The 25,859-nt window shown below is 49.6% G+C and carries 25 protein-coding genes and 1 pseudogene; 8 read left to right on the forward strand and 18 right to left on the reverse strand.

The window, feature by feature from the left end; all coding sequences use genetic code 11:
- Positions 1-448: 448 nt before the first annotated feature.
- The 4 genes from J3350_RS08805 to J3350_RS08820 all read right to left on the reverse strand — a co-directional run bounded on the left by J3350_RS08805 (position 449) and on the right by J3350_RS08820 (position 3,004).
- Positions 449-1,450: an aldo/keto reductase gene (locus tag J3350_RS08805; protein WP_207686346.1), complete on the reverse strand. Its 1,002-nt coding sequence runs from the start codon at positions 1,448-1,450 to the stop codon at positions 449-451.
- Between the two features lies 1 nt (position 1,451).
- Complete coding sequence (locus J3350_RS08810) at positions 1,452-1,805, reverse strand: hypothetical protein (protein ID WP_242700210.1); 354 nt, start codon at positions 1,803-1,805, stop codon at positions 1,452-1,454.
- 29 nt (positions 1,806-1,834) lie between these two features.
- Positions 1,835-2,350, reverse strand: a complete 516-nt coding sequence (locus tag J3350_RS14155) for an alpha/beta hydrolase (protein WP_370569305.1) — start codon at positions 2,348-2,350, stop codon at positions 1,835-1,837.
- Positions 2,351-2,836: 486 nt separating this feature from the next.
- The gene (locus J3350_RS08820; protein WP_207686347.1) at positions 2,837-3,004 is read right to left on the reverse strand and encodes a hypothetical protein; all 168 of its coding nucleotides are present in this window, start codon (positions 3,002-3,004) and stop codon (positions 2,837-2,839) included.
- 28 nt (positions 3,005-3,032) lie between these two features.
- On the opposite strand from J3350_RS08820, the gene J3350_RS08825 reads away from it, so the two are divergent.
- Entirely contained in the window at positions 3,033-3,329 is a 297-nt protein-coding gene (locus J3350_RS08825) for a hypothetical protein (RefSeq protein WP_207686348.1), read from the forward strand.
- On the opposite strand, the gene J3350_RS08830 is transcribed toward J3350_RS08825, so the two are convergent.
- The 11 genes and pseudogenes from J3350_RS08830 to J3350_RS13965 form a co-directional block, all read right to left on the reverse strand.
- Positions 3,310-3,936, reverse strand: a complete 627-nt coding sequence (locus J3350_RS08830; RefSeq protein WP_207686349.1) for a flavodoxin family protein — start codon at positions 3,934-3,936, stop codon at positions 3,310-3,312. The genes J3350_RS08825 and J3350_RS08830 overlap by 20 nt on opposite strands.
- A gap of 78 nt (positions 3,937-4,014) precedes the next feature.
- Complete coding sequence (locus J3350_RS08835; RefSeq protein WP_242700211.1) at positions 4,015-4,680, reverse strand: flavodoxin; 666 nt, start codon at positions 4,678-4,680, stop codon at positions 4,015-4,017.
- A gap of 50 nt (positions 4,681-4,730) precedes the next feature.
- Entirely contained in the window at positions 4,731-5,882 is a 1,152-nt protein-coding gene (locus J3350_RS08840) for an alpha/beta fold hydrolase (protein WP_242700212.1), read from the reverse strand.
- 72 nt (positions 5,883-5,954) lie between these two features.
- Positions 5,955-6,800, reverse strand: coding sequence for an aldo/keto reductase (locus J3350_RS08845; RefSeq protein WP_207686352.1), 846 nt, complete (start codon positions 6,798-6,800; stop codon positions 5,955-5,957).
- Between the two features lie 86 nt (positions 6,801-6,886).
- Positions 6,887-7,636, reverse strand: a complete 750-nt coding sequence (locus J3350_RS08850; RefSeq protein ID WP_207686353.1) for a carboxymuconolactone decarboxylase family protein — start codon at positions 7,634-7,636, stop codon at positions 6,887-6,889.
- Between the two features lie 2 nt (positions 7,637-7,638).
- Positions 7,639-8,799 (reverse strand): iron-containing alcohol dehydrogenase, encoded by a 1,161-nt coding sequence (locus J3350_RS08855; RefSeq protein WP_207686354.1) that lies wholly within the window; start codon positions 8,797-8,799, stop codon positions 7,639-7,641.
- 33 nt (positions 8,800-8,832) lie between these two features.
- Positions 8,833-9,369: a flavodoxin family protein gene (locus tag J3350_RS08860; protein WP_207686355.1), complete on the reverse strand. Its 537-nt coding sequence runs from the start codon at positions 9,367-9,369 to the stop codon at positions 8,833-8,835.
- Positions 9,370-9,598: 229 nt separating this feature from the next.
- A complete protein-coding gene (locus J3350_RS08865; RefSeq protein WP_207686356.1) occupies positions 9,599-10,501 on the reverse strand; it encodes a LysR family transcriptional regulator in 903 nt (300 codons plus the stop codon).
- A 249-nt stretch (positions 10,502-10,750) separates the two neighbouring features.
- Positions 10,751-11,146: pseudogene (locus tag J3350_RS08870) on the reverse strand (replication initiator protein A); the annotation flags it as partial.
- Between the two features lie 399 nt (positions 11,147-11,545).
- Complete coding sequence (locus tag J3350_RS08875; RefSeq protein ID WP_242700213.1) at positions 11,546-13,897, reverse strand: ParB/RepB/Spo0J family partition protein; 2,352 nt, start codon at positions 13,895-13,897, stop codon at positions 11,546-11,548.
- A 105-nt stretch (positions 13,898-14,002) separates the two neighbouring features.
- Positions 14,003-14,278, reverse strand: a complete 276-nt coding sequence (locus tag J3350_RS13965; protein WP_242700214.1) for a hypothetical protein — start codon at positions 14,276-14,278, stop codon at positions 14,003-14,005.
- A gap of 200 nt (positions 14,279-14,478) precedes the next feature.
- Here J3350_RS13965 and J3350_RS08880 point away from each other — a divergent pair, with 200 nt between their 5' ends.
- The 7 genes from J3350_RS08880 to J3350_RS08910 all read left to right on the forward strand — a co-directional run bounded on the left by J3350_RS08880 (position 14,479) and on the right by J3350_RS08910 (position 20,300).
- Positions 14,479-15,990 (forward strand): LA2681 family HEPN domain-containing protein, encoded by a 1,512-nt coding sequence (locus tag J3350_RS08880; protein ID WP_207686357.1) that lies wholly within the window; start codon positions 14,479-14,481, stop codon positions 15,988-15,990.
- Positions 15,990-16,601 (forward strand): restriction endonuclease, encoded by a 612-nt coding sequence (locus J3350_RS08885; RefSeq protein WP_207686358.1) that lies wholly within the window; start codon positions 15,990-15,992, stop codon positions 16,599-16,601. Before J3350_RS08880 ends, J3350_RS08885 begins: the two co-directional genes overlap by 1 nt.
- A gap of 350 nt (positions 16,602-16,951) precedes the next feature.
- Positions 16,952-17,164 carry a helix-turn-helix transcriptional regulator gene (locus J3350_RS08890; RefSeq protein ID WP_207686359.1) on the forward strand — a complete coding sequence of 71 codons (213 nt, stop codon included), beginning with the start codon at positions 16,952-16,954 and terminating at the stop codon, positions 17,162-17,164.
- A 13-nt stretch (positions 17,165-17,177) separates the two neighbouring features.
- On the forward strand, positions 17,178-17,489 hold the full coding sequence (locus J3350_RS08895) for a hypothetical protein (protein ID WP_207686360.1): 312 nt from the start codon (positions 17,178-17,180) through the stop codon (positions 17,487-17,489).
- A gap of 14 nt (positions 17,490-17,503) precedes the next feature.
- The gene (locus J3350_RS08900; RefSeq protein ID WP_207686361.1) at positions 17,504-18,178 is read left to right on the forward strand and encodes an HIT family protein; all 675 of its coding nucleotides are present in this window, start codon (positions 17,504-17,506) and stop codon (positions 18,176-18,178) included.
- Between the two features lie 19 nt (positions 18,179-18,197).
- Positions 18,198-18,794, forward strand: coding sequence for a DUF1599 domain-containing protein (locus tag J3350_RS08905; RefSeq protein ID WP_207686362.1), 597 nt, complete (start codon positions 18,198-18,200; stop codon positions 18,792-18,794).
- 6 nt (positions 18,795-18,800) lie between these two features.
- Positions 18,801-20,300 (forward strand): hypothetical protein, encoded by a 1,500-nt coding sequence (locus J3350_RS08910; RefSeq protein WP_207686363.1) that lies wholly within the window; start codon positions 18,801-18,803, stop codon positions 20,298-20,300.
- A gap of 501 nt (positions 20,301-20,801) precedes the next feature.
- On the opposite strand, the gene J3350_RS08915 is transcribed toward J3350_RS08910, so the two are convergent.
- From J3350_RS08915 to J3350_RS08925, 3 genes are all read right to left on the reverse strand, one after another.
- Complete coding sequence (locus tag J3350_RS08915; protein WP_207686364.1) at positions 20,802-21,170, reverse strand: helix-turn-helix transcriptional regulator; 369 nt, start codon at positions 21,168-21,170, stop codon at positions 20,802-20,804.
- Between the two features lie 27 nt (positions 21,171-21,197).
- Entirely contained in the window at positions 21,198-24,281 is a 3,084-nt protein-coding gene (locus J3350_RS08920; RefSeq protein ID WP_207686365.1) for a glycoside hydrolase family 2 TIM barrel-domain containing protein, read from the reverse strand.
- Between the two features lie 114 nt (positions 24,282-24,395).
- Positions 24,396-25,766: an MFS transporter gene (locus J3350_RS08925; RefSeq protein ID WP_207686366.1), complete on the reverse strand. Its 1,371-nt coding sequence runs from the start codon at positions 25,764-25,766 to the stop codon at positions 24,396-24,398.
- Positions 25,767-25,859: the final 93 nt, after the last annotated feature.

The raw sequence follows: 25,859 nt of genomic DNA on the forward strand, positions 1-25,859 counted from the left end.
TGACCCATAACATTTCCCGGCAACGCCAGCATTTTATATGGATGAATCCAGTGCAGTCGGCGGTCATTCGATAGAGCTTTATATTGCACTTGGGGCAAAACTGCCAGTGTTCTGTAATTGCTTCCTTCTTATGATCGAGCATGACTTTCCCTCCCAAATATAAAGTTTGCTGCTGTATCATAGGAGAAACGGTGGACTGCGGCACTTTGGCTCCAAAAGCGCAAAAACGCCAGCCTCCCATGGCGGGAAGCTGGCGCAATATAACACATCGGCACGATAGGACAAAATCACTGGAATGATGATGTTATACCGTTCTTTCCGCAAGAACGATACAATACTATTGAGGTGATGATGATGCCGAATGCGGATGCGATTGCTTTAGGAAAGCAGATATCAAAAACAATTACCTCCGCATGATCTATTGAAGCTCATCGTCAAAGCTGCTGTCTTACTCTTTCACAATGCGGCTCCCGCCAAACACATGCGACATTTCCATGTGCGCCAGTGCTTCGTCAATCAGAGCCACTTCTGCGGCAGACAGCACAATATCCGCTGCACCGGCGTTTTCCTGTAAACGGTTAAGTTTCCGGGTGCCGGGGATTGGTACGATATAAGGCTTTTTGCACAGCATCCACGCCAGTGAGATCTGGGCAGGTGTTGCATTTTTCTCGGCGGCAAGACGGTGTAACAGTTCCAGCAGGGCGCGGTTCTGGTCAATGCTGTCTGGCTGGAACTGCGGCATGACGCTGCGGTAGTCCGTGCCTGCTTCAAACTTGGAAGTCTTATCGTATTTGCCAGAGAGAAAACCGTTTGCAAGCGGCGAGAATGCCACATAACCAATGTGCAGTTCTTCCAGAACCGGGAACAGGCGTTCGTACCAGCGGGCCATCATGGAGTAACGGTTCTGGATGGCCGTTACCGGGCAGACTGCGTGTGCTCGGCGGATGGTCTCCTCGGTGGCTTCCGAAAGGCCCCAGTGAGTGATCTTGCCCTCCCGAATCAGGTCAGCCATTACACCGGCCACTTCCTCAATGGGTACCTTGGGGTCAAGCCGATGCTGATAATACAGGTCAATATGGTCGGTGCCCAGCCGCTTGAGGGAGGCATCTACCGATGCACGGATAACTTCCGGGCGGGAATCCGGCACCAGCGGCTTGTTGACTGCCGTACTGGTCATGTCAAAATGGATGCCGAACTTGGTCGCCAGAACGATTTTATCTCGGTAGGGTTTCAGGGCAGCACCCACCAGTTCTTCGTTGTCGTGGGGATTATCCGGTGTGCCGTAGACTTCGGCGGTGTCAAAGAACGTATAGCCCATGTCCACGGCCTGCGCCAGCAGTTCGGCCATTTCCTTCTTGTTGGCAGGTGCGCCGTAGGCATGGCTCATGCCCATACAGCCCAGACCCACAGCCGAAACGGTCAGGTCACTGCTCAAAGTACGATATTCCATGTTAAGATTCCTCCTTATTTGCAAAAACACTTTCCAGCCATGCGGCGTAATCGTTCACCCAGCCGCCATCCGAGCCAAAGCCGTGGGGCCAGCCATTCAGCACGATGCGTCCGGTGGAAATGCCCATATTCCGAATCACATCATACTGCTGCTGGAATTGGCGGTAGAAGGGGTCCTCCGTGCCGTAAACGTAGAATGTTGGCGGCAGATCACCCTCGGCCAGCCAGTCCGGGTCCATGTTGCCCACGCTGAGCCGCCCATAGAACGAATAGATCATGCCCGCCGCCGAAGCGTGAGCCGGAACAGCATCCAGCGCATCGGGTACATAGCTTTCATCCAGAGCAGTGCTGTCCATTTTTTCGTCATAACAGTTTCCTCACGGTTTCAGGTGTTTTCTTCCCAGAACGCTACGGCATGATCGAGCCAGCCTTCGGCAGAGGTGCCGGTGCCCAAGCCAAAACCGTGGGCAAGGCCCGGAAAGACTTCAATCTCGGCAGGGGTGCCCTGAGAGCGGATGGTTTCAATGCGCCAGCGCATCACGCGTTCGTCTGCGATGTAGTCCCGGTCACCCACACAGGCATAAGTGGGCGGCTCGTTGCCGTAGACTTCCCCCAGCCCGGTGTACTGCATGATGACGGCTCCCGGCTGCGGATACGCCTGTTCACCGAAGGATGCCGTGCCGTAGCTGCCCAGCCACGCCGCCATCCGTGCCCCGGCAGAACCGCCCCAGAGGGAGTAGCCGCTGGTGTCTACTTCCAGTTCCTCCGCATGGGTAAAGACAAAGGCAATGGCCCGTGCCAGATCTTCGCAGGCGGTCTGTGCGCCGGGGCGGTAGATGAGTGCAAAAGCGTTGTACTCCTTGCGGGAAAGTTCCAGTGCATGAGGAAAGCTGTCCTGCATGGCCCCACATACGCAAACGCACCACCTGCGTTGCAAATGGAAAATTTTGCGCCGGGATTACCCTTGAAGTAGAATAAGCCGGTGTCAGCTTTGTCCGGGTCAGCGGCTTTTTCGTCCTCGGTGTAAATATCGTAAAAGATGGTCTGCCCGTCCGCTGCACGCTGGCGCAGGGTGTTGCAGATGTCCACTGTTTCGTCCGGGTCGATGTTGTTATAGTAGGTAAGATGCAGCTGCTCCAGCGTGTCGCCGCTGTAATAAGAGCGTTCCACAGGGAAGATCAGCCGCCCATAATCACCGAAAACCGGGTCATTCCGTACGGTTTCGATGGGCGTGGTGCGGGTATAAGTTTGGGTGGTCGTTTGCATGGAATCCTTTCTTTCCGGGGTGGAGGAACTGGGTGCAGCACCTGCCCGGCAGCCTGCCAGAAGCAGCCCTGCACCCGCCAGAAGTTTTGTGAATTGCCGTCGGTTCAAAATTTCTCTCCTATCACTTGTGTTTGGAAACGATCCAGTTCAGAATATCGGCGTCATCAAAGACAACATTTGCGGCAGCATGGTAGACGGGCATGACCACCATCATGGGGGACTTCCGAGTGGGGTCGTAATCCTCCGGCAGGTAGTAGCTGTAATGGATGAGCCCCTCAGTGCTGTCCAATGTCTGCTCCCGGACAAGCCCAGTCTGGATGTTTCCGGTTTCCGAAGAAGCACTCTCCGAAACAGCCGAATCCACTTCGGACGAGGTCGTGATGGATGTGCTGGCCGAAATCGAAGAAACCGTATTGACTGGCGCAGAGGATGCCGCCCCGGTGCAGGCGGATAATAAAACGGTCAAAGCGGTGGAAACCGCGAAAATCACGCTGCGCACAAAATCACCTCGCAAAAATCAGGGAAATAGGAAAGCCGGGACGTTTCCGTCCCGGCTTTCCCTGCAACAAAGAAGGAGGAATATGGAACACTTCCTCAATGATGGAAGTTTGTGAAGATAGCAGGTTCTTTTTCGGGCAGGCCGATCTGTTGCTTGCCTATCTGGATACTCTTCATCAAAAAGGCCATGTTGCGGCCAAGGGTGCGCATGGTCTGCAAGCCCTCGGCATCTTTCTGGACCTCCTCGGCAGAGCCGCCGTAGACCATGTTCCAATACTGGCTGCTGGCCACTGGCATCCCACACATGGTAAAATATTTGTTCAGCACATCGTAGGAAGCAGTGTTGCCGCCGCGCCGACAGGTCACGACCGAAGCACCCACTTTCATGGTCTTGTCGATGTTCAGGGTACTGAAGAACAGGCGGTCCATAAAGGAGATCGCGCCGCCTGCCGGGGAACCAAAGTACACCGGTGCGCCAATGACAAAGGCATCGGCTTCAGCCAACTTGGGGGCTACTTCGTTGACAATATCATCAAAGACGCACTTGTTGGAGCCGGTGCTGTGGCAGCGGCGGCAGGCGATGCAGCCCCGGATGTCCTTGTTGCCCACATGGACGATCTCGGTTTCAATGCCCTCGGCTTCCAGCGTATTTGCCAGTTCGGTCAGGGCCGTAAAGGTGCAGCCGTTGGGCCGCGGACTGCCGTTGATGAGTAATGCTTTCATACAAACATTCTCCTTTTGATTTACCCTCTGTTTCAAAAATTACCGCAAGAGATAATTCTCATCACACAAAAGCTCTGCTTACAGGTTCAGGCCATTTACCCAGCTTGCAATGTCAGCTTCACTGCTGCCGCGGCTGAACCGCTGGCCGTCCAGCCAAGTGCCGGCGTCCGCTAATTCTGCCAGCAGCTCACCGCTCTGGCCGATGCCGGAGGAAACCGAAGTGCAGAACGGAATGACCGTTTTGCCGGTGAAGTCATTGACGGCAACAAAGCTGCTCATGGGCCATGCGGCAATGCCCCACCAGATGGGGTAGCCGATGAACACGGTGTCGTAATCGTCCCAGCCGTCCACATCGGTGCTTTCCAAAGCCACAGCTCGAAGGCCCTCGTCGTTGTGTTCACGGGAAACGCGGCTGTCATTGTTCGTCCAGTTCAAATCATCGGAGGTATAAGGGTCAGACGGAACGACTTCAAACAGGTCAGCACCCACGGTGTCGGCGATGGTTTGCGCCACACCTTCCGTCGTGCCGGTGGCGGAGAAATACACCACCAGCGTTTTGCCCGTAGTCGTTACCGTGCTGGTAGCTTCCGAAGAAGCAGCCGCACTGGATGCGACTTCACTGGAAGCCACAGAAGAACTGCTCACACTGCTAGCGGAATTGCCGGAGCAGGAAGCCAGCAGCAGGGCGGCAGCAGATGCGCCAGCAACCTGCAAAAACTGGCGGCGGGAAATTTTATTCTTCATACGAAACACATCTCTATCTATGTAAAATGCCGGGAATCTCAGAGAACCGCTCATGCCAGTGCGCGGCTCTCCAGCCACTGATAAATGTGATCAGCGATCTCTTTGTTGTTCAGCTCTTGGAACATGAAGTGGGAGTTGCCGGTGATGCCGATTTTCGGCAGATCGACCACAGTGCAGTCACCGCCATCGGCATTGTACTGGGCGGCAAAGGCCAGTGCGCCGTCCCGTACCTGCCGCCAGAAGCTGGTGGACATGATATCTTCCGGGCCGTTGTCGATGTAATCGCCAAAGTAGATAGCGATTGGTATACCTGCGCTCAGCAGTTTCGTGTACTGCTCCGAGCCGATGGCAGGGGTTCCGCCCGGCTCAATGGCAACAATGGCGGCAATGTTGTCGGCGGGCACACTCCAGCCGACTGCACCGCCCTGCGAGTGGGTGACGAAAATGGACTTGTGGCCGGTCAGGGTCTGCACGTCCTTCATCACCTCGCCCAGTGCGGCGGCAGCAACTGCCTGATCGAAGTCGCCGGTGTTGGGGGTCATCTGGCGGAAGAACTGATTCTGTGCAGCATCGCCCTCCGGGAACTGGGAGCCTTCGTACCGTTCCGGGGCAACGCGGCCAATGCGGAAGTGGGTGTACCATGCCTGATCGCCGGGCTTGTAGTCCTTGGAGTCAGCAGACCAAGCATCGAGGAAACCGTCCATGCTCATCTGGGCGGTACTGCCAGCCTCACCACGGCGGGGCTGGTCTACCAAGAACGCAGAGTAGCCGTTGCGCAGAAACAGATCGGCCCAGCCCTGACGGCCGTCCGGGGTGGTTATCCAGCCCATGCGGGACTGTCCATAGCCGTGCAGATAAACCATCGGCCAACCGTTGCTGTCTGCCGGGATTTGATACAGAACATTAGCGTGATCCACATGAGCGGTGTTGCCTGCACGGGTAGCGTCCAGCCAGTTGGTGGTGGCATCATAAGTGCCTGCCACCGGTGCCGTGACCGTGCCGCCGGAGGAGAACATTCCTTGCTTGGCAATCGTCAGCGGGCCGTCCGGGTTCAGGCTGTTCTTTACCCAGCGGCTTACCTTGCCGTTTGTCTCGTCAATGGAAACAGGAGCCGCTGCACCCGTCAGTGCGGAAGCGGCTGCACCACCCACCATGGTGGCGGCAAGAACTTTCAGAAAACTTTTGCGCGTGATCTTATTCATCTTCATTTACCCTTTCATCTGGTTCATTTTCCGCAAAAAACTCTCCGCACCCAGCTACAAACTGCTTGAAATTTACTTCTGATCGTCCACGGGAGGAAACATGGTGGCGAATGCCGCCAGCTTATCCTCCGTGACCTCATAATACCGTTTATCCTTGTTCAGCGTGGTGATCTCCTGCATTTCTGCATCGGTCAGCGCAAAATCGAACACATCGAAGTTGTCGTGGATGTGGGCCGGATTCTTGGAGCCGGGAATGACCACATTGCCTGCCTGAATGTGCCAGCGCAGAATAATTTGCACGTTGCTCTTGCCGTACTTTGCTGCAAGGCGGGTGAACAACGGCTCTTCCAGCAGGCCCTTGTCAGCGTGGCCCAGCGGATACCATGCCTGAATCACCATGCCATTCTCGGCGAGGAAGGCTTTCAGTTCTTTCTGCTGGGCGTAGGGGTGAACTTCGGTCTGGAGGATGGTGGGCTTGACTTCGCAGATGCTCAGAATTTCTTTGATCTGCTCCTCGTTGAAGTTGGACAGACCGATGGCACGGACTTTGCCCTCCTTGTAAGCCTTTTCCATCAGGCGATAACCGGCAACGTAATCACCGGCAGGCTGGTGAATGAGCAGCAGGTCGATGTAGTCGGTGTCCAGACGTGCCAGCGTCTTGTCCACAGCATCGGCATCGGTGTAGAAGCTGGGCCACAGCTTGGTTTCGAGGAAAATTTCCTCCCGCTGCAAGCCGGACTTCTTCATGGCGCGGCCCACGGCTTTTTCGTTGCAGTAGGCGTTGGCGGTGTCGATCAAGCGGTAGCCGTTCTGCAAGGCGCTGACGCAGGAGGCCTCTGCCTCGTCCGGGGTCAAAAGAAATGTGCCAATACCGGCCATGGGCATTTTCACGCCGTTATTGAGAGTTGCGTATTCCATAAAAGATTCCTCCTTAAATGTTCTTTCCAAGTTTCGTGGCTTCGTTTTTATTGGTCGCCATGCCGCCGTAGGTCATGCCATGCTCCTTATTTCAGCTTTTGATATTCTTCTTCACTCACTGGTTCACACCACTGACTGCGGCGGTTTTCTCCAGGTACTTCCACAGCCAGATGGGAGAACCAGCTGTCCGGCGCAGCGCCGTGCCAGTGCTTTACACCGGGCATAATGTTGATCACATCGCCGGGGTGCAGCTCCTGCGGCTCTTTGCCCCATTCCTGATAGTAGCCCCGGCCTGCCACGCAGACGAGGATCTGCCCGCCGCCCTTGTCCGCCTCGTGGATATGCCAGTTGTTGCGGCAGCCGGGTTCAAAGGTCACATTGAAGATTTTGACCTGCTCCGTGGAGACTGGCGCAAGATAGCTCTGCCCGCTGAAATACTGTGCAAAGCCGTCATTGGGCGCGCCGATGGGGAAGACCATACTGTTCTGGTGCAGCTGCTTTTCGTCGGCGCTTTCCTCGTCTGCCCAGATGTCCTTTGCCATTCGGAATGCCGCCCAAGCCTTGGGCCAACCCGCATAAAACGCAGCGTGCGTCAGGATTTCCGCAATTTCACTGCGGGTAATTCCGTTTTCCTTGGCCATTTGCAGATGATGTCCGAAAGAGGTATCCATCAGCCCCTGCGCCATCAGTGCTGTCACAGTGATGAGGGAACGGTCGCGTGCAGAAAGCTCGCTTTCCCGGCTCCAAACCTCACCGAAAAGAACATCATCATTGAGCTGCGCGAACTTCGGCGCAAATTCACCAAGCACATCTCTGTCTGCTGTAATTTTCTTCATGGTCACTTGCACTCCTTCAAAATTTCGTAAATCTCGTCATGGCTCAGCTTCTTGCAGCAGCCGCCGGTCAGCACGGTGGAATCGGCCACAGCCTTGAGGTCGGTGTCGGCAGGGAGGCCCAGTTCTGCAAAGGTGGTGGGCATCCCGATCTCCTTGATGAAGGCCGCCAGAGCCTCCACGCCAGCCTGTGCCAGTTTCAGCTCGGATTTGCCCGCTGGGTCGATGCCCCAGACGTTCTGTGCAAAGCGGGCGAACCGTGCAGTGTTGGCCGGGAGCAGGTGACGGTACAGTACCGGGTGAATGACCGCCAGACCAGCACCGTGGTTGCAGTTGGTGTAGGCACCCAGCTGATGCTCGATCATGTGACACTGGAAGTCAGTGACCTTGCCGATTTTCAGGATGCCGTTTTCGGCCATAGCCGAAGCCCATGCCAGCTCGCTGCGGGCCTCGTAGTTGTCCTTGTCGGTCAACAGGACGCGGATGTTGCGGATGACGCTGCGCATGACGGCTTCGTTGATGTCATCGGAGAGGTTGTTCTCGTCCGGCTTGCCGAAGTAAGTTTCCATCGCGTGGCTCAGGGTGTCGAACGCACCGGAAATGACCTGCTTCATGGGAACGGACAACGTGTAGGTGGGGTCGAGGAAAGCAAAGTCGGCCTGTGCACCCCACAGGGCCCCCTTAATCTTCTTTTCCTCATGGGTGATGACCGCGCCGTTGTTCATCTCGGAACCGGTACCGAACACCGTGACGATGGTGCCCAGCGGGATGAACTCAGTGGGACGAGTATGCTTGGTGTTTTCCAGCTCCCACAAATCTTCGTCCACCTTGGCCTGTGCGGACACCACCTTGCAGCAGTCGGACACGGAACCGCCGCCCACGGCAAGGATCAAATCCACATGGTTCTCACGGGCCAGCTTTGCACCCTCCTGCACCTTGGCGTAGGTGGGATTGGGCATGATGCCGGGAAACTCCACGATGCGCTTACCCTCGGCGTTCAGAATACCGACGATTTCATCATAGACACCATTGTGCTTGATAGAACCGCCGCCGTAGGCCAGCATCACGGTATCGCCGTAGTGCTCCAGCAGACAGCCCAGATATTCCTTCACACCACCCTTGCCGAAATAAACCTTGGTCTTGTTTTCAAACAGAAAATTGTTCATAGCCGTTACACTCCTTTATATAAAACTGGGAAATCAGACGTTTTTGCCCATCTCGTAGGCTTCCTTCATGGCCGGGGAGGACATCACCTCGCCAGGCCGATATACGCCGGTGCCGTAGATGACCCCCTTTTCCTTGGCACCATTCAGGCAGGCGGTAAAGCCCCGGAAACACTCCAAGGTGCAGGCCATGGCAGCACGGTTATCGTCCGCGCAGGTCATGATGAAATAGAACTCCTTGTTCGGAATGTTCGTCCACCGGGCAAGGCTGCGGTCGATGATGATCTTCATCTGTGCATCAATGGAGAAGAAGTACACTGGGCTTGCCATCACGATAACATCTGCCGCCTGCATTGCGTCCAGAATTTCGCTCATGTCATCGTTCAGGGCACACTTGCCGCCGTGGTCGCGGCAGTAATAGCAGGCATTGCAGGGCACAATTTTCTTGCTGCGCACGAAGATCTTTTGCACTTCGTTGCCGCTCTCCTGCGCACCACGCATAAACTCACTGCACAGCAGGTCGGAGTTGCCGTCCTTGCGGGGACTGCCGGACAAAATCAAGACTTTCTTCATCGGTCGTTCCTCCTTTGAGGTACTCTCTTTTTCTGGTTCCAGTATAGCGCAAGTCTGCATTTCCCGGAATCTCCACTTTGTTCACTTGTTTGAACTCAAAGGTTCAAACAACCCGCTTGACCCTCTGATTGTAACACTTAGAGTCAGCTTTAGGTCAAGTGCATCTTTTGTAAAAAGAAAAAGCCACTGCATGATTTCTCATGCAGCAGCTTCTCGTTGCAGTGGCGTATCAGCTATACAATTCCTTGCTGGCTATTTTAGCCGCATCCAGAAAACGCTGAACGGCAGGCGTTGGATTCGGGGAGTGCAGGATACCATAGGGAATGCCGTAATCCCAATCTACTGGAATCACTTTCAGCAATGGGTGGACATTGGCCCAGCCCGGAATTGCCAGCAGCACATCGTTGGTGTTTTCGCAGCGGTTGAAGATGTCCATGCTGTAAAATTCAAAATCCACGATATTTACTTGTGGATGGTGCTGCCATAAATCATCCCGCAGTTCATCTACATAGTGGCTCCATCCACGGTGCATCAGCAGTAGATTTTCGCCGTACAGGTCTGTGATCTGCAAGCGGTCTTTTGCCGCAAGTTTATGATGGATGGAAACCGCGCAGCAAAACGGCCCGCGAACCAGTTCCAGACCGGCACATTTGCGCAGATGCAGCATCGTTTCATCAAAGATGCCGCCTACTACATCAATGTTCGTGCCGAGGTTCGCCAGAATTTCCCGTGCATTTTCCGGGGTGTTTTCAAAAGGCACAATCTGGAATTTGATGTCCGGGCAGATGGTCTGCACTTTCGACCACAGTTCCATGAGCAGCTGGGCAGGTGTCATGGGAGAGGAACCAATGCGGATGACGTTGGAATCCTCCTGCATTGCGTTCCGGGCACGAATGACAGAATCATGGCAGTATTGAATGATGTACTTGGCGTCCTGATACATGGAACGGCCTGCTTTGGTCAGTGTTAGTCCCCGGCGAGTACGCTCGAACAGCTTGACACCAAGGGAATCTTCCAATAGGTTGATCTGCTTGATGATGGCCGTTGGCGTGATGTAGCTTTCCTCTGCCGCCTTGTTGAAGCTGCCTGCATCCGCCACACGGATGAAGGTTTCCAGCTGATGATTGTACATGAAAACACCTGCCCTTCGGAGATTTCTATAAGAATAGGATAACATCCGATTGTGTTAAAATCAAGAAGTGTTCCAGCAAGCAGGGCATTCGTCTATACAAATGCTATTTTGCTTTGCAAAAATGCTTGTTGGGCTATGCCCAAACCCCATTTGTTCTGCATCGTGCCGATGCAGGCGGCGCGTTTGTTCCAAACACTTTTATAACAAAAAAGATAGCCTAGGGTTCTTCCATGAGGGAAGAATCCTAGAGCCACAAGAATCGTCATTATCACGATTCTTGACACTCTCCTTTGAAGATTCTGCCGAAAAGTTTTTCACATACACCAAACATGGCTTTCCTTGCCCTCGACGTTTTCGTTCAATCAAACCAAATTTTTCAAGTTCCCGGAGCAGCCGGGTCGCTTTGTTGTCTGCGCAACGTAAAGTCCTCTTGACATCCTCAATCGTGAAGATGATGAACACTCGGCCTTTTTTGTCAAACCATTCATTTTTAACAGAAAGGCTCATACGGTCAAGCAGGATGCCGTACAGAGTTTTTGCATCGGTTGACAGATCTTGAAACTGCTGCTCCTGAAAAAGAGTCTTTGGAATGCGGAAGAACGAAAAGAGTTCTCCGGCCTGTCCGTAAAAGTAGTCAAGGGTCATACAATTCTGTCAAGGATGAAAAAACAACGATTGTTCATTGACATGGTTGACAAATCCTCCTTATAGATAATTCGTGCAAACAAAAAGCGCAACTTCGATTGATGAAAAACGAAATTGCGCGATGTAACTTAGCCGGGGGAGAAAAGTCATTTGTCGGGGTCGTTTGACCACAATTTGACCACAAAAAGAATGAAACGTCTTGACATCCAATGAAACAGAATGATATAATACATTTGAAATTTAACGATACTGAGTCTAGGCAGTATCGGATTGTACATTGTGTTTTCAAGAGAAGCACAATGGCATTCAAGAGGTCAGCGGTTCGATCCCGCTTATCTCCACCAAAAGGGTATCCGATGTTTTATTTTTTACTCATTTTCACCCGAAAATGAGTATTTTTTATGCCGCAATCCAAACGATGTCAAGGCCCATACTAAACTGCTCAAAGTCGATGTTAAAGTCGATGTGCAGCTTGTAGTCCCGGTAGACATCCACACGCTTGATAAGGCAGTTAACAATCATCTTCTTGGCTTCGATACTTGCGGTATCGTACATATCAGCCCACGAAATAATATCGTCATACTGGGCGTTCAAGGATGCCAGGACTGCCTGTCCCTCGTCATAGGCCGCTTGTGCTGCCTCAAGCTGCTGCTGAACTTCGAGACATTTTGTCTCAGCATCAGCAATCAGAGAGCCAAGCAGCGATTGGGAAAAGGCGCTTTCCCCACGCAGAGATTTGATGACCTCTGCCCGGAGCATTTCAAGCTCACCCGTTGCCTTTGTGTAGTCGGCCCGGATGCTGCGGAGCAGCGCCCGCCGCTCGTCCATCTTTTCCTTGTAGCGGATACTGACGATCTCGCTTTTAGGTACAGCCTTCATCCGTTCAAAAATCTGGCGTACCAGCTTATCAATGATACCGTCAAGGGTATGGGCGGTGTAGCCCGTTTGCCCGTCACATTCGGTCTGCTTGCGGGTTTTGCCGTAACAGACATAGCGGACTCGCTTCACAATGCGGTTAGGATCGTCCTTGCAGGGATAAGCCTTGCCGTTGGTGGTCAGCGAGAGTCGGGAGCCACAATGCCCACAAAACACGTTCCCGGCCAGTAAAGACTGCCCCCGAGTGTTGAGAGGAACACGGCGCTCCTGTTCGGCAGAGTTGGCACGGGATGTACGGATGTGCTGTGCAGCCTCGAACAGCTCCGGCGTGATGATCTGCAAGTGGGGCAGCACTTGGGAGCGGCTGTCACCGCTGCGAAGCACCCCAGTATAGGTGAGGTTGCAAATGATCCCCCGGATGCTGGCGTGGTGCCACATCTTACCCGATCTTGCCCGGTAGCCGAGCTTGTTCAGATAGGTGGCAATCCGCTGGGCACCGAAGCCCTCATGCACATACTTATCAAAAATGATCCGCACAACAGCGGCCTCGGCCTCGTTGACAACCAGCTCGTAAACCTCGTGCTTGCGCTTGTTGTATCGCCCGCTTCTAACAAGGTCATAACCATAAGGGGCAAGGTCGCCTTTGAAGCCGCCGTCCTCGACGAGCTGGCCCAGAGCGGTTTTAGTACGGATGGAAGTCTTTTCACTTTCGCCGTCCGCTTGCCAGAACCGGATATAGTTGGTGAGCTTATCGGTATGATTGTCAAACCGCTGCTCACCCTCTTGTGTACTCCATACCCGGATGCCGCTCTTAACGAACCACTCCACTACAAAGGGCGTTTCGTCAGCGATTCGCCCGATACGGTCAAACATGAACACCAACAGAATATCAAACTTGCCCTGCTTGGCAAGCTCCTTGATGGTCTGAATCTTGTCCCGGTTTTCGGCCCGTACCTTGTGGCCGGACACGCCGTCCTCCTGTTCCTCATGGACGATCACCCAGCCCATTTGATCTGCGAACTGGTGACACTTCCGGCGCTGCATGGGGATGTCGGCTTGGTTTTTATCGTTACCGTCGATCACATCCGGGTTGAGCTTGCCCTCCTTATCCAGCTTGCGGAGCTGTTGGGCTTGTGACAGTGAGGGAGTGGACTGCTGGCCCTCAATGGAAATTGCGATATACTGCTGATGCTTGGGCCGGATGAACGAGATCTCCACGGCAGGGGTGAACGCCAGCCCCTTTTCATCCAGCATTTTCTGCAATTCTGGTACAAGCTCGGTCAAGCGGATATAGCGTTGCACCTGTTTGTAGTTCATGCCGTTGCGCTCACCGACGATCTCGGTAGAGCGTTTACCAGCGTCCTCTCCCAGACCGGGGCCGCCTTGATGCTTGATAGCCTCCACCTGCATTTTCAGAGAATTGGCCTTTTCAGTAGGCAGGATTTTTTCTCTGTGCCGCAGGTTATCATCCGTCATGGCAAGGATAGCCTCATCATCCGTCATGTTGCGGACAATACAGGGCATATTGGCAAATCCGGCCAGCTCACTTGCTTTCTGGCGGCGGTGTCCCGCAATGATCTCATAGCCGCCGTCCTCACGGGGACGGACAAGGGCAGGCTGATTGACACCGCTGGCCTTGACCGACTCCACCAGCCCTTTCATTTCCGAATCGTCACGGACACCGAAAGGATGGTTTTTGAACGGATGCAGCTCGGACAGATTGATATAGACGATCTGCTCCGGTTCGGCAGAGCGGGTAGCGTCACGGGGAGCGGCGGGCTGCTCCTGTTCGGGAGCCTTGGCATCTTTGGGCGCTGCCTCCGGCTTTGGGGGAATGGGAGCCTCCTTGCCGGGAGCTTTCTTACTTTGGGACATTTTGTCTCGGGGCTGCTTGGGCTTTTCTGCGGGAGCGGCCTTGTCCGCTTTGGCCGGACGGCCACGCTTGGCTTTTTCCGCAGCCTGTTCCTTGACGGGCTTTTTCTACGGGGCTGTTTCCTCCTTTGCCGGAGCCTTATTCTTTGTGGCGCTGAAATCCAGCACCTTCGGAGCGGGAGCCACCTTTTCATCGGGCTGGTTTTCTACTGTGGGAGCGGGCTGCGCTTTCGGTGCAGCTTCCACCACGGGGGCCTGCGGCGCACCGGGAGCCGGCTGCTCCGGCGTAGGGGGCGTGTCCTTGACAGGTTCCGCCTTTTTCTCTTGGGGAGCCTCACCGGGCTTTTTGGCCTCCGGACCGATGTTCTTTGTATCGTCTGCCATCTTTAACCTCCTTCGTCATGGCATAAAAAAAGACCAGTCAGCAGACTGGCCAGCAGCGGGAAACCTCCTTTCAGAAAGGTGTATATTAAATTACCGCCCGTTGTCCTGTTGAACGGTATTATTGTAGAAAATACCAGAATTTGATGTTATAATTAATGTGTTCTATGATTAGTTTTCGGAAGAAATAGAGGACTGTCGGTATGCCAAACTACAAAGAGAAAATAGCTGAATTTGAGAACAATTTTTCTAGTGTCATAGATAAATCCGTTAGAGACTTGTCTATAACCTTTGACAATTTATACTTCGACAAGAATGCCAAGGGAATTCCGCCCACTATCAAGTTAGCGGAAGCCTTGCTGTCTGGTGAGCATAATATACCAACCAAAATGCAGATTCATTATGACATTGCGAATGCATATCACGATCTCCGCATGATTGAAGGAGTTTATAGCGAGCGTTATCTTGAAAAAGAATTATACCATCTGCGCTGCACCTTAGATATGTATGAAACCAATTATTATGATGCAGACAGTAACAGTGCCAAAGTAAAAGTAGCTCAGTATATTGCCATGCGTTCATATACAAATCTCGGAAACGCTTATCGAGCATTAGGTCGCTATATTGTGGCAATAGACTGTTTTCAAGACGCTTTGTTGATTAGCGATGATTTTGCGATGGCAAGTCTTAATCTATCATTTTTGCTGTTTAGATATGCACCGTTGCAAATCAAACGCTATGAGCAGAGCTATTTTCATCATGCCTGCTATTACCATTATAAGCAAACAGAACGCGGCAAAATAAACTTAGAAGATCAAGATTATTTGGAAGGTTTGAAATCTAATATTTCTTTGTTCGATTCTACATATGTTGACAACTATTTGGACAAACCACTAGAACTTCCATTATTTCTAGTAGACAACCAAGATGAAGCCGATTATCGAAACTATTTGCTTTTATTCCGGCTTTTCTTAGACCCGTGTTTGGAAATATTATCCGATCCCTGCTTTGCAGTTGATAGCATCAATCTTCCCTTTGAAGCGCCATATAGTGACAGGGAAAAAGAATTCATTGGCCTGTTCAACCAAATTAAGCAAGAATATAATTGGGCCAGATATTTATGGTATAAGACATCAACGGAGGATACAAACGAGCATTATTCGGATCGGGAATTGGATTTAGTTGAAACAGGGGATTCTTCAGATCATTCTTTAAGGGAAAGTATGCTAAGAACTGCCTTTAAGGCAGCGTACTCTCTATTTGATAGGATCGGTTATTTTATCAACCAGTATTTTGCAGTGGGGCTTACAGATACAAAAGTAAGCTTCAAGAATATATGGAAAGAAAAATTGATTGATGGAAATGGACAAGTGTATTTTACAATTCCGAAGCCTATTATGAGTACCTATTCGGATAACCCTCTGGTTAAAGCAATGTATTGGCTCCAAAAAGATTTCTACGAAAGAAAAGAAATTAATGTTACTACCCCTCATGCAGAACGAATTTTCCAGATGAGAAACGACATAGAGCATAATTGTCTACGCACTGGAACGCAATCGTATAATACATCTTTTACAAAATATACTACCGAGGGAAAAATTGAAAATAATACATTCCGTCTCTTAAAGTTGGCAAGGGAGTTGATAATATACCTTTGCCTTGCAGTAAATTTTGATAGAGAAAAAGATAAAAGAGCATCCATGGAGGAGTTATAATGGGGACAATCAATCCTTATCGAGAATTCGTTGCGAGTATATCCCCAACGGAATTTGAAGAACTTTGTTTGGAAATACTGAAGGGCTATGCAGAAGCTGAGCATTTATCAGACTTCTCAATCCAGCATAATGTATCTATTCCGGCTGATGATGGTACATACCAAATAGATGTCTATGCAAGGTTTATTGCCATGGGTGTTGAGTTTAAAGTCATAGCAGAGTGCAAGAGATACTCTTCTCCCGTTTCTCGTGAGAAAGTTTCTGTGTTAGCCGATAAAGTAAAAAGCCTTGGTGCACATAAAGGAATTATGATCTCCACCTGTGGCTTTCAAAGTGGGGCGTATGAATACGCCAAGAAACATGGAATAGCACTTTTGCAAGTCATTAATAGAAATGTAATGCACATTATGAACGCCGCCAATCCTGAAACAGAAGAACAGAAACAAAAACTCTACCTTATGTTGGACTGGTATAATCGAATGCCAAAATACTACGCCAAAGAGTATGCAACAATGGATTTTCCGGACAGAACAATTTATCCTTCTCCCAAGATGATGGAAGCAATAAGGCAGGACTTTATTTTAGCGCACAAAGAGATATTACCGGAGTAAAACTCCTTTGTAGCTTACATACGAATTCACAAAAAATCCTTTGGGACATTTTGTCTCAAGCTGCTTTGGTTTCTTGATCTCGGGGGTGATATTCTTTATATCGCCTGCTACTATTAACTTCCTTCGACATGGCATAAAAAAGACCAGTCAGCAGACTGGCCAGCAGTTAGAAACCTCCTTTCGGTTTGAGATATATGGAAAAGCCGCCCGTTGCCCAATTGGGCGGTGTTACAATTAGTCTATGAAAAATTGGACAAGCCCGAATGCCTTACTCATAATTTCGTGAGATTAACTTGACGTTTTATTAACAACGATCTATAATATATGGGTACACTATGGAGGGTTGTATAATGTATGTTGATTACAGCAAACTATGGAAATTGCTAATTGATTGCAGAATGAATAAGACTCAATTGAAAAAAGTCTCTGGAATTAGCTATAATGTTCTTGCTAAGCTTTCTCGCAATGAATTTGTTTCTATAGAAAGTCTTTTCAGGATTTGTTTAGCGCTCAAATGTGATATCGGAGATATTGTTTCTTTCAAAATTGAAAAGTTAATCTAAAGGAGTGTTTTTAATGAATCACCAGATGATAAGCATGTTAGAGGATATTAAAACTGGAACTTACACTTCGTATACAAATTATTTAGATGAAGTGACAGTAAATCAGATTTTGCATTGGTTTACCCAATTTGCATTAGGAGATACAAATGAGACGGAAAGCATTATCAGTCTTATTTACGAATTATATATTCGAGAAGATATTGATCTTCGCCCATATGAAGAATATGTTAAAGTAGTTTCTTATCTTGCAGAAAAGTACAACTTTGATAAAAGCAAATTTTTATATCTGTATCAGCAATTTCGCCAGATGATTTTTGGGAATTAAAAAGTTAGGTTGTTATGCTCGTAAATGATAACGGATGCCCTTTTTGCAACGAATTCAATGGTCGGAAGGAACTGTCGTATTTTGAAATAATGTTTGGCGCAAAATACGATATTGAAGAACGATGTATTTTAGAAACAGATAATTTCTCGTGTGTGCCATCGATCGGCTCCTTTGTTGAAGGCTATATTTTAGTTATCCCAAAGAAACACTATTTATCTGCACTTACTATGCCAGAAACCCATCTCAACGAGATTTTATCAATATCTCGCATTCTCTCAAACTTTTACAGTAACTATTATCATCAGAATTTTCTTATATTTGAGCACGGAACATCGAATATCAAAAATGTTGGTGGCATGAGTGTTGTGCATGCACATTTACATTTTGTCCCATGTTCAGTACAAGTTATTTCTTTACTTTCCGAATTTGACTTTTTGAAGTTTGAAAGCCTATGGGCAGCTCAGGAATATTATTTGAAAAATGATACAGCTCCTTATTTGTTATTAAAGGATATTGATGATAGTTACTATTTGGCTATATCAGAAAATATACCGTCACAATACTTCAGAAAAAAAGTGTGTGATATTTGCAGCATAAAGGGAACCGGAGACTGGAAAGAGTATCCCTATATTGACAACATAAAGAAAACTCTCACTGCTGCAAGGCAGTTTGGACTAGAAAAGATATAATGTGATTGTGAGGAACTATATGGAACCGCAACTGTTGAATACCTTTGACAAAATACTAAATTATTGCTTTCGCTTATTTAAAAGTAAGAATTCTGATTATGGCCCCACGTGGCTATTGTATAGATTTCAGTCATTAAATGATGAAATCTGGAGAAAAGCTAAACGGATTCGAACATTAGAAGAACACGATGATCGTGCATGCATACCCGAAGGTAGAGATATTGAGTATGTCGGCATAATAAATTATTGTATTATGTTCTTGATAAAACTAGAGACATCAGTCGGAATACCTTCGCTCGATGATGTCACTGAGAATTTAAAGTTGCTTGATGAAATAGATGAAAGTATTATCTATAACGCTTATCAAGCGCAGATGTCAAGGGTCAAGGACCTTCTTATCAAGAAGAATACTGATTATGGTGATGCATGGAGAAGCATGTCACTTATGTCCATGACTGATCAAGTGATAATTCGTGTATATCGTATTAGGAAAATTCTAATGAACAACGGCAAATGCGCAGTTTCAGAAGGCATCTCCGCACAATTACACGATATAATAAATTATTGTGTCTTTGCATTGATTAAAATGGATACTAATTTGTTTGCAAACGGATGATATAATATGACTAAACAGTATGTACAAGCGTGTAGCGCATATTTAGATGAATACACCAAAAAGGAAACCTCCTCAAAGGGCACACTTTTTGGGTGGTATCATTATATTGATTCACCCGATTTTCATACTGTTGGTGTTGTTGCCACAGCACAGATGTTGATATTGATTAAGGATTCTAACATTTGTGTACCGTTTGACTGTACCCCCATGTTACAATCATTGCTGGATATGCAAAATCCCGATGGCGGTTGGAGTTATAGAAGTAATATTTTGAATTCAGCAACAGAACCAACTGCATTATCAATCCAAGCACTTTTATTATGGAATGAAGTGTTGGGTGAAAAAGCCGTACCTGCTATTGAAAAAGGTATATCTTGGCTGTTAAAATATATGAATACAGCTTGCTTGTGGGGGCCAATTAAAAAACGAGAAAAGTATGGATACATATACTTTTCCTGTGTTGTGTTGCGTTGCTTGCATAGGCTATTGAATTTCTCTCAGGTTGGCATAAAGGCTTCTTTAGTTTTTAAGGTGCGATCCGCTTTGGAAAGTGGATGTAGGTCATTGTTGAGCGCATTTAATAATAATGATACCCAATGCGGCTGGGGGGCTACCCAAAATGGGAGAGTAACACTGTTTCATACAGCATATGCCATCCTAACTCTCTTAGAAATTGATTCAGAGTACGCAAAAAAACATCCCATCATAAAGTCACTTGCTTTTTTATCGGATTATATCGAGAATCCCCCTCTCGAGAATGCTATGCGAGACCGACTTAATGATGGCATGAATGAAATCTATCAAAATAAAACAAATAGGCTTGTATATACGCACTCGGTTGATGTGTACATATTGCTTGCCTTATTGTATGGTTACAGAGAAAAGAACAAACCTACTATTATAGAAAAATGCAAATTCTATATTGACTGTGCCGAAAGAACAGATTGGCGTTATCAAGGATTTGTAACATGTTGGAGACTTTACGATATTGTTTCTCTATGTAGTAGCTACGATAATTTATTAGGATCGGGTGCTGTGAGAAGTATGAAACATTTTAAAATCGCGTTGACATTTGCTGGTGAATCTCGTGATTTGGTTGAAAAAATCGCCATGGTCCTTGCAGATAAATTCAGCAAGGACGAAATATTATATGATAAATTTCATGAAGCCGATTTTGCTCGGCCACAATTGGATGTGTACTTGCAGAAATTGTATCATGACTGCTCTGATTTAATTGTAGTTTTTTTGTGCGATCAGTACAGCCAAAAACGTTGGTGTGGTGTCGAATGGAGAGCTATTCGGGACATACTTAATAACTTTAATTATGAGAAAATTATGTATGTAAAAGTAAGCAAAGAGAACATTGATGATATTACCCTTCCTGGATTCTACGGATCACAGGATGGATACATAGATGCAAATACCCATACTCCGCAGGAAATATCCGATCTGATTATTGAGCGATACATGCAAACTTCTCCTACAGCCACTGGAGTGGCAAAATAATAGACTATAGTACAAGCCCCGTGTATTGAGGCGCTTTTTTCGGCCCGGTTTAGGGGGTATGTAACCTCTCTAACCGGGAGAGCGCTTGCATGGCATGCAAGAGGTCACCGGTTCGATCCCGGTAATCTCCACCAAAGAAGCACCGTACTTCGTAGGAAGTATGGTGCTTTTCTTTTTGCCGAAGCCGGTTTTTGGGGGCTGCATTGCTTTGCCTGCACCATTTTCAGGCTTTTGGGGAATGTGCTGATTATATCCTAAAAATTTGTATACTTCAATACGTTAAAGAAAGTTTGGAGAACCATTCAAAGAAATGCTCTAAACAAAAGCCGAATACGGTTATTTTGACATAGCAACGCTACTTATATAGAGTGAAGCACTACTTATAAATAGTGGTGTCAGGAATTGAGATTTTGTGATACCAAAAAAGACACCCTCGCTTTTGATAGGAATCTCATGCAGGGATGTCCATATCTCAACGCGAAGGTGTCTTAATAACGAGGGTCATCTCATCACGGCTACGATCTCTTTTATGATGTTTAGTAGCTGATGAAATTGTTCTGGGGAAAGATCACGAGTAATCCGAGAGAAATACTGCAATGCGGCAGTATTCATATCAACCGTTGCGCTTTTATCTATGAAAAGGTCTTCTACGCTGATGTCCAGACCCTTGCAAATACGTTCCAGCGTGTTCAAGGTTGGATTCTGAACGCCGCGCTCAATATGCCCAACGTATGCGGCATTCATGTCACAACGTAAAGCAAAAAGCTCTAGGCTTAACCCCTCTTCTTTGCGTATCTTTCTGATCCGTTCTCCAACAAGGGATGCTAGTTCGGCTGGTTCAGATCCAGGCTGATCTTTCGCTTTTTTCACAGAGAACACCTCATTTGCGGGCAATCATCAGATGCCACGGAACGTAAAGGTGAACTCCACAGGCTTGGTCACATCAGGAATATACTCCGGGTGGACATTGGCACCCCAGCTGTCATCGCCGCCAACGCCCATCTGCTCGCCCATAGCACGGATGACCGTGTAATGGACCGGGGGCAGCTCGTAGGGATGCTTGGCACTCTCCATTTCATGGGGAGTGTAGGGCAGCGCAGAGAAGAACATGGGCTTTGCGGCATCTGCGGTAAACAGCAGCCCGCGACCCTTGCGGTCCACTACCTTTGCCCAGCGCACAGCGGTCTTTGCACCACACTCCTGCGGCACAAGGTACTGTGCCATGTTGTCTGCGACCTTGTTCTGGTAAATGCCCAGCTTTGCACCATGCTGACGATCCCAGTAGGTCTCCGCAGGGCCGTTTCCGTACCACTCCACCGTGTCGTAGTCAGCGACGATCTTGAACAGTACGCCGAACTCCGGCATTGCTGCAAGTCCTTCCACCGGGTCATAGTGCAGGGTAGTCTGGATGCGGCCATCACCGAACACACGGTACTGCAGGCTGCACTCTGCTGCGGGGCTGGTCTGGAGGTTGTAGAGATAGGTCACGACCACGCTGTCGGCTTCCACCTCGCAGGTGGGGTTCTGGAGGATGGTGCCGCCATGAACAGACGGGATCTCCTTGCCGATGCCCTTGACGGTAGCGTACAGACTTGCCAGCTTCCACTGACCGCGAACGCCGCCCATGTTGTTGCCGCAGTCGTTGTCGGTGGGAGCACGCCAGAAGTTGGGACGGGGAATCTCCTGAATCATCTCCTTGCCGGCATAGCGGTAGGAAGTCAGACCGCCGTTCAGATCGGAGAACAAAACATCGAAATTCTCACCACGGACACCGATGTTGTGTGTACCGTGCGTAACGGTAAACGGCGTGACCTTCTTGCTGGGAATGGAACGGACCACAGCGATCACACCCTGTCCAAAGGCGACTTCATGACCTTTCTTTGCCCAGCTGGTGTCCTCCTTCAAACGGAAGCTGATGGTCACTGCATATTCACCGGGGAGCGCAGGAACCATAAACGGCAGCGGGAAGCTGGAACGCTCTTCGGGAGCAACATCAATATGGGTCAGTTCCTGCTGCTGATACAGCTTTCCATCACGATGCAGCAGTGCAACGCAGTCGAAAGCATCCGTAGAGGTGAACAGGTTCTTGTTCCAGACTTCGAAGCCAGAGTTGTCGATGGAAACGGCGATGTTCTGATAGCAGAACTTGACCTCCTGCATCTTGGGAGAAGGAGCACGGTCACCACCGTAGGCTATGCCGTTTCCGCTGAAATTATAGTCGGTAGGACGCTCGCCGAAGTCGCCGCCGTAGGCTTGGAACCACTTGCCGTAGCGGTCTTTTTTCCAGATGGACTGGTCGATGTAATCCCAGATGAAGCCGCCCTGATAGCCGCAGCCCTTCTGGTCGGCAAGTTCCGTGTACTTGTGCAAAGCACCGTTGGAGTTGCCCATCGCATGAGAATATTCGCACTCGATATAAGGCCGCTTATCGCCCTGTGCCAGATACTCTTTAATGTCCTTGACCGTGCTGTACATATGGCTCTCGATATCGGTGGTTTCGAGGAAGCGGGGATCATTGACCACACCTTCGTAATGCACCAGACGGGTGTCATCAAAGCGGCGGACCATCTCTGCCATCTGGAGCAGGGTCTCACCGCCAAACGATTCGTTGCCCAGAGACCAGATCAGAACAGCAGGGTGGTTTTTGTCACGCTGGTAAGTGGAATTCATGCGGTCAAACAAGACAGCTTTCCACTCCGGCTTATCATTGGGCAAAACGCCCTCGATGCCGCGAATGCCCGCCTGATGAATGTCCCATGTGCCATGGGATTCCAGATTGTTCTCTGCGATCAGATACAGACCATACTCGTCGCACAGGTCGTACAGTGCATCCTGATTCTGGTAATGGCTGGTGCGGATGGCATTGATGTTGTTCTGCTTCATGGTGATGATGTCCCGAAGCAGTTCCTCATGGGTGTGTACGCCCACAGCACGACCCGTAATGGAGCTGAAATCATGACGGTTGGCACCCTTGAACACGATGCGCTTGCCGTTGAGCAGCATCCGATTGTTCTTCAACTCGAACTTGCGGAAACCGACTTTCTGCCCGGTCACCTCTGCCGGATGGCCTGCATCGTCCAGCAGCTCAATTTCCAGTTCATACAGAGCCGGGTCCTCTGCGCTCCACAGGTAGGGGTTCTCCACCGCATGGCTGAACAGAGCAGAACCGCCGTTCAGTGCGATTTTTTCGGAGAACACTTCCAGTTCACTACGGCGCAGGGTCAGACGGGCTGCGCCCTTACCCTCCACCTGCAGTGCAACTTCCAGCGTGGAATGAGTAAAATTATTCCCGGCAAACAGCGTTTTGACGGATAGATCTTCCAGATGCACGGTGGGGATGGCGTACAGCCACACGCTGCGGAAGATGCCGGAGAAGCGGAAGAAGTCCTGATCTTCGCACCAGCTGGAGGAAGTCCACTTGAACACCTGCACAGCAAGTTTGTTCACGCCCGGCTGGAGATAGGGAGTCAGATCGAATGCGTGTGCGGAGAAGCTGTCCTCGGTGTAACCCACATAAGACCCGTTCAGCCAAAGAGCCATGCCGCTTTCCACACCCTCGAACTCGATGTGGACGGGCTTGCCCTGCATGGATTCCGGCAGCTCGAAGTATTTTACATAGCTTGCCACCGGATTGAACCGCTGCGGGATCTCGCCCGGCTGTACTTCTTCACGGCCATCCCACGGATACTGAACATTCGCGTACTGGGGAATGTCGTAGCCCTCCATCTGGATGTGTGCCGGAACATGAATGTCATCCCAGCCGCTGCAATCGTAATCCGTCTTTTCAAAGCCGGGGATGGCACTGGTGTAGTTCTTTGCGTAGGCGAATTTCCAGATACCGTCCAGCTTCAGCGCAAGCGAAGATTCTCCTGCAAGATATTCTTCGCGGGAAGCGTAAGTACGGAAACTTGCATGAGCATTCCGCACGTTTTCCTTGAAAAAGGTGGGGTCTTTTACTTTTGCAAAATCAAATGCAGCCATAGTATTTCCTCATTTACCGTTTATAATTTTATAATATTTCTCCAGCCTCCCCGGAGGAATCGCTGGATTCCTCCGGGGAACAGCAGATGAAGGAGAAATGATAATGGCTTGTTATCAGACTGCTGCACGCAGTTTTTCATTTGCTTCTTCGACCTTCATACGAGAGAGAATGAAGGTGATGATGGCATCCAGAGCAAACGGAATCACCAGATACATGATCTTCAGCATATTGATGCAGGAATCCGGCTGAACGGTCAGCGCACTATCGAAATGGCTTGCAGCCAGCAGCCAGCCGGTGATGGCAGTACCCAGACCGCCGCCCAGCTTCACACCGAGAGAAGTGCAGGAGTACATCGTGCCATCCACGCGCTTATGCTTCGTCAGCCAAGTATATTCAGAGCAAGCAGCAATCGCAGCGTTCATATCGCCCTGCCAAGGACCCTGACCAAGAGCTGCGATTGCAGTAAAGAGCAGCATCAAGGTCACATTGCCGCTGCCCATGTAACCAGCTACAGCAACCAGTGCACGAGAAATCGTTGCCAGAGTATAGCTCATTACATTCAGCTTATACATTCCATTCCACTTTGCAACCAAGGTCGGGGTGAACACCAGTGCGATGATCAGAGGAATGTTGATTGCCCAAGAGAATACACCGAACAGATTCTGGTTGCCAAGGATGTAGGTTGCATAGTAGGTGCCCATGCTGATCATGGCACCGTAGATCTGCTGCAAAATGTAGGTGACGCAAATCATCATATAATATTTGTTACCAGCAAGCAGCTTTGCAGCCTGAACCAGATTGTACTTTTCGTCCTGCTCGATTTCCTTTTTGTCGGTGGTATCCACCAATTCGCCTTCCGGCAGTTCCTTCACGGAGAAAACGGAGAGGGTGTTGACAAGCAGACCGATGATGGCGTAGATGATTGCAACAGTGCGCCAACCGGCAGCACCACCGCCCAATGCCGTAACAGCACCCAGCGTGATGGACTGGATGAGCAGGCTGGTGGCAAAGGCGAACATGAAACGCCAAGAACCCATCTCGACCTGTTCGGCGCTGTTCTTTGTGATGAGAGCAGTCAGTGCAGAGTAAGCAATGTTGTTGGCAGTGTAGAATACAGCGTTCAGCAGAGTATATGCAATCAGGAACCATGCGTACTGTGCAAACTGTCCCAGATTGGTCGGGATGGCGAAAATTGCCACCAGCGTAATGGCACAGCCAATGTAGCCGTACAGCATCCAAGGACGGGCTTTGCCCATCTTAGAATGCGTTTTGTCAATCAAAGAACCAAAGAAAATGTCCGTCACACCGTCCAGCAGTTTGGAAACTGCAATCAGAGTGCCGACAATACCGGGGTTCAGGCCAACGGTGTTGGTCAGATAGATCATGACGAAGGAGGACAGGAATGCATACACCACGTTGCCTGCAATATCGCCTGAACCATAGCCGACTTTATTATACCACTTTAGATAACGTTTCTCGGTCATTGTGCTTTCTCCCATCTTGCTTGTTTTGTGTGGGCGTGACCAATCTGCTGCGCACTTCAGACTGGAATTCTCATTACGCAAGTTACCCAAATC

It is taken from the genome of Faecalibacterium sp. Marseille-Q3530, from assembly GCF_017377625.1.
GTDB classification, from domain to species: Bacteria; Bacillota; Clostridia; order Oscillospirales; family Ruminococcaceae; genus Faecalibacterium; species Faecalibacterium prausnitzii_E.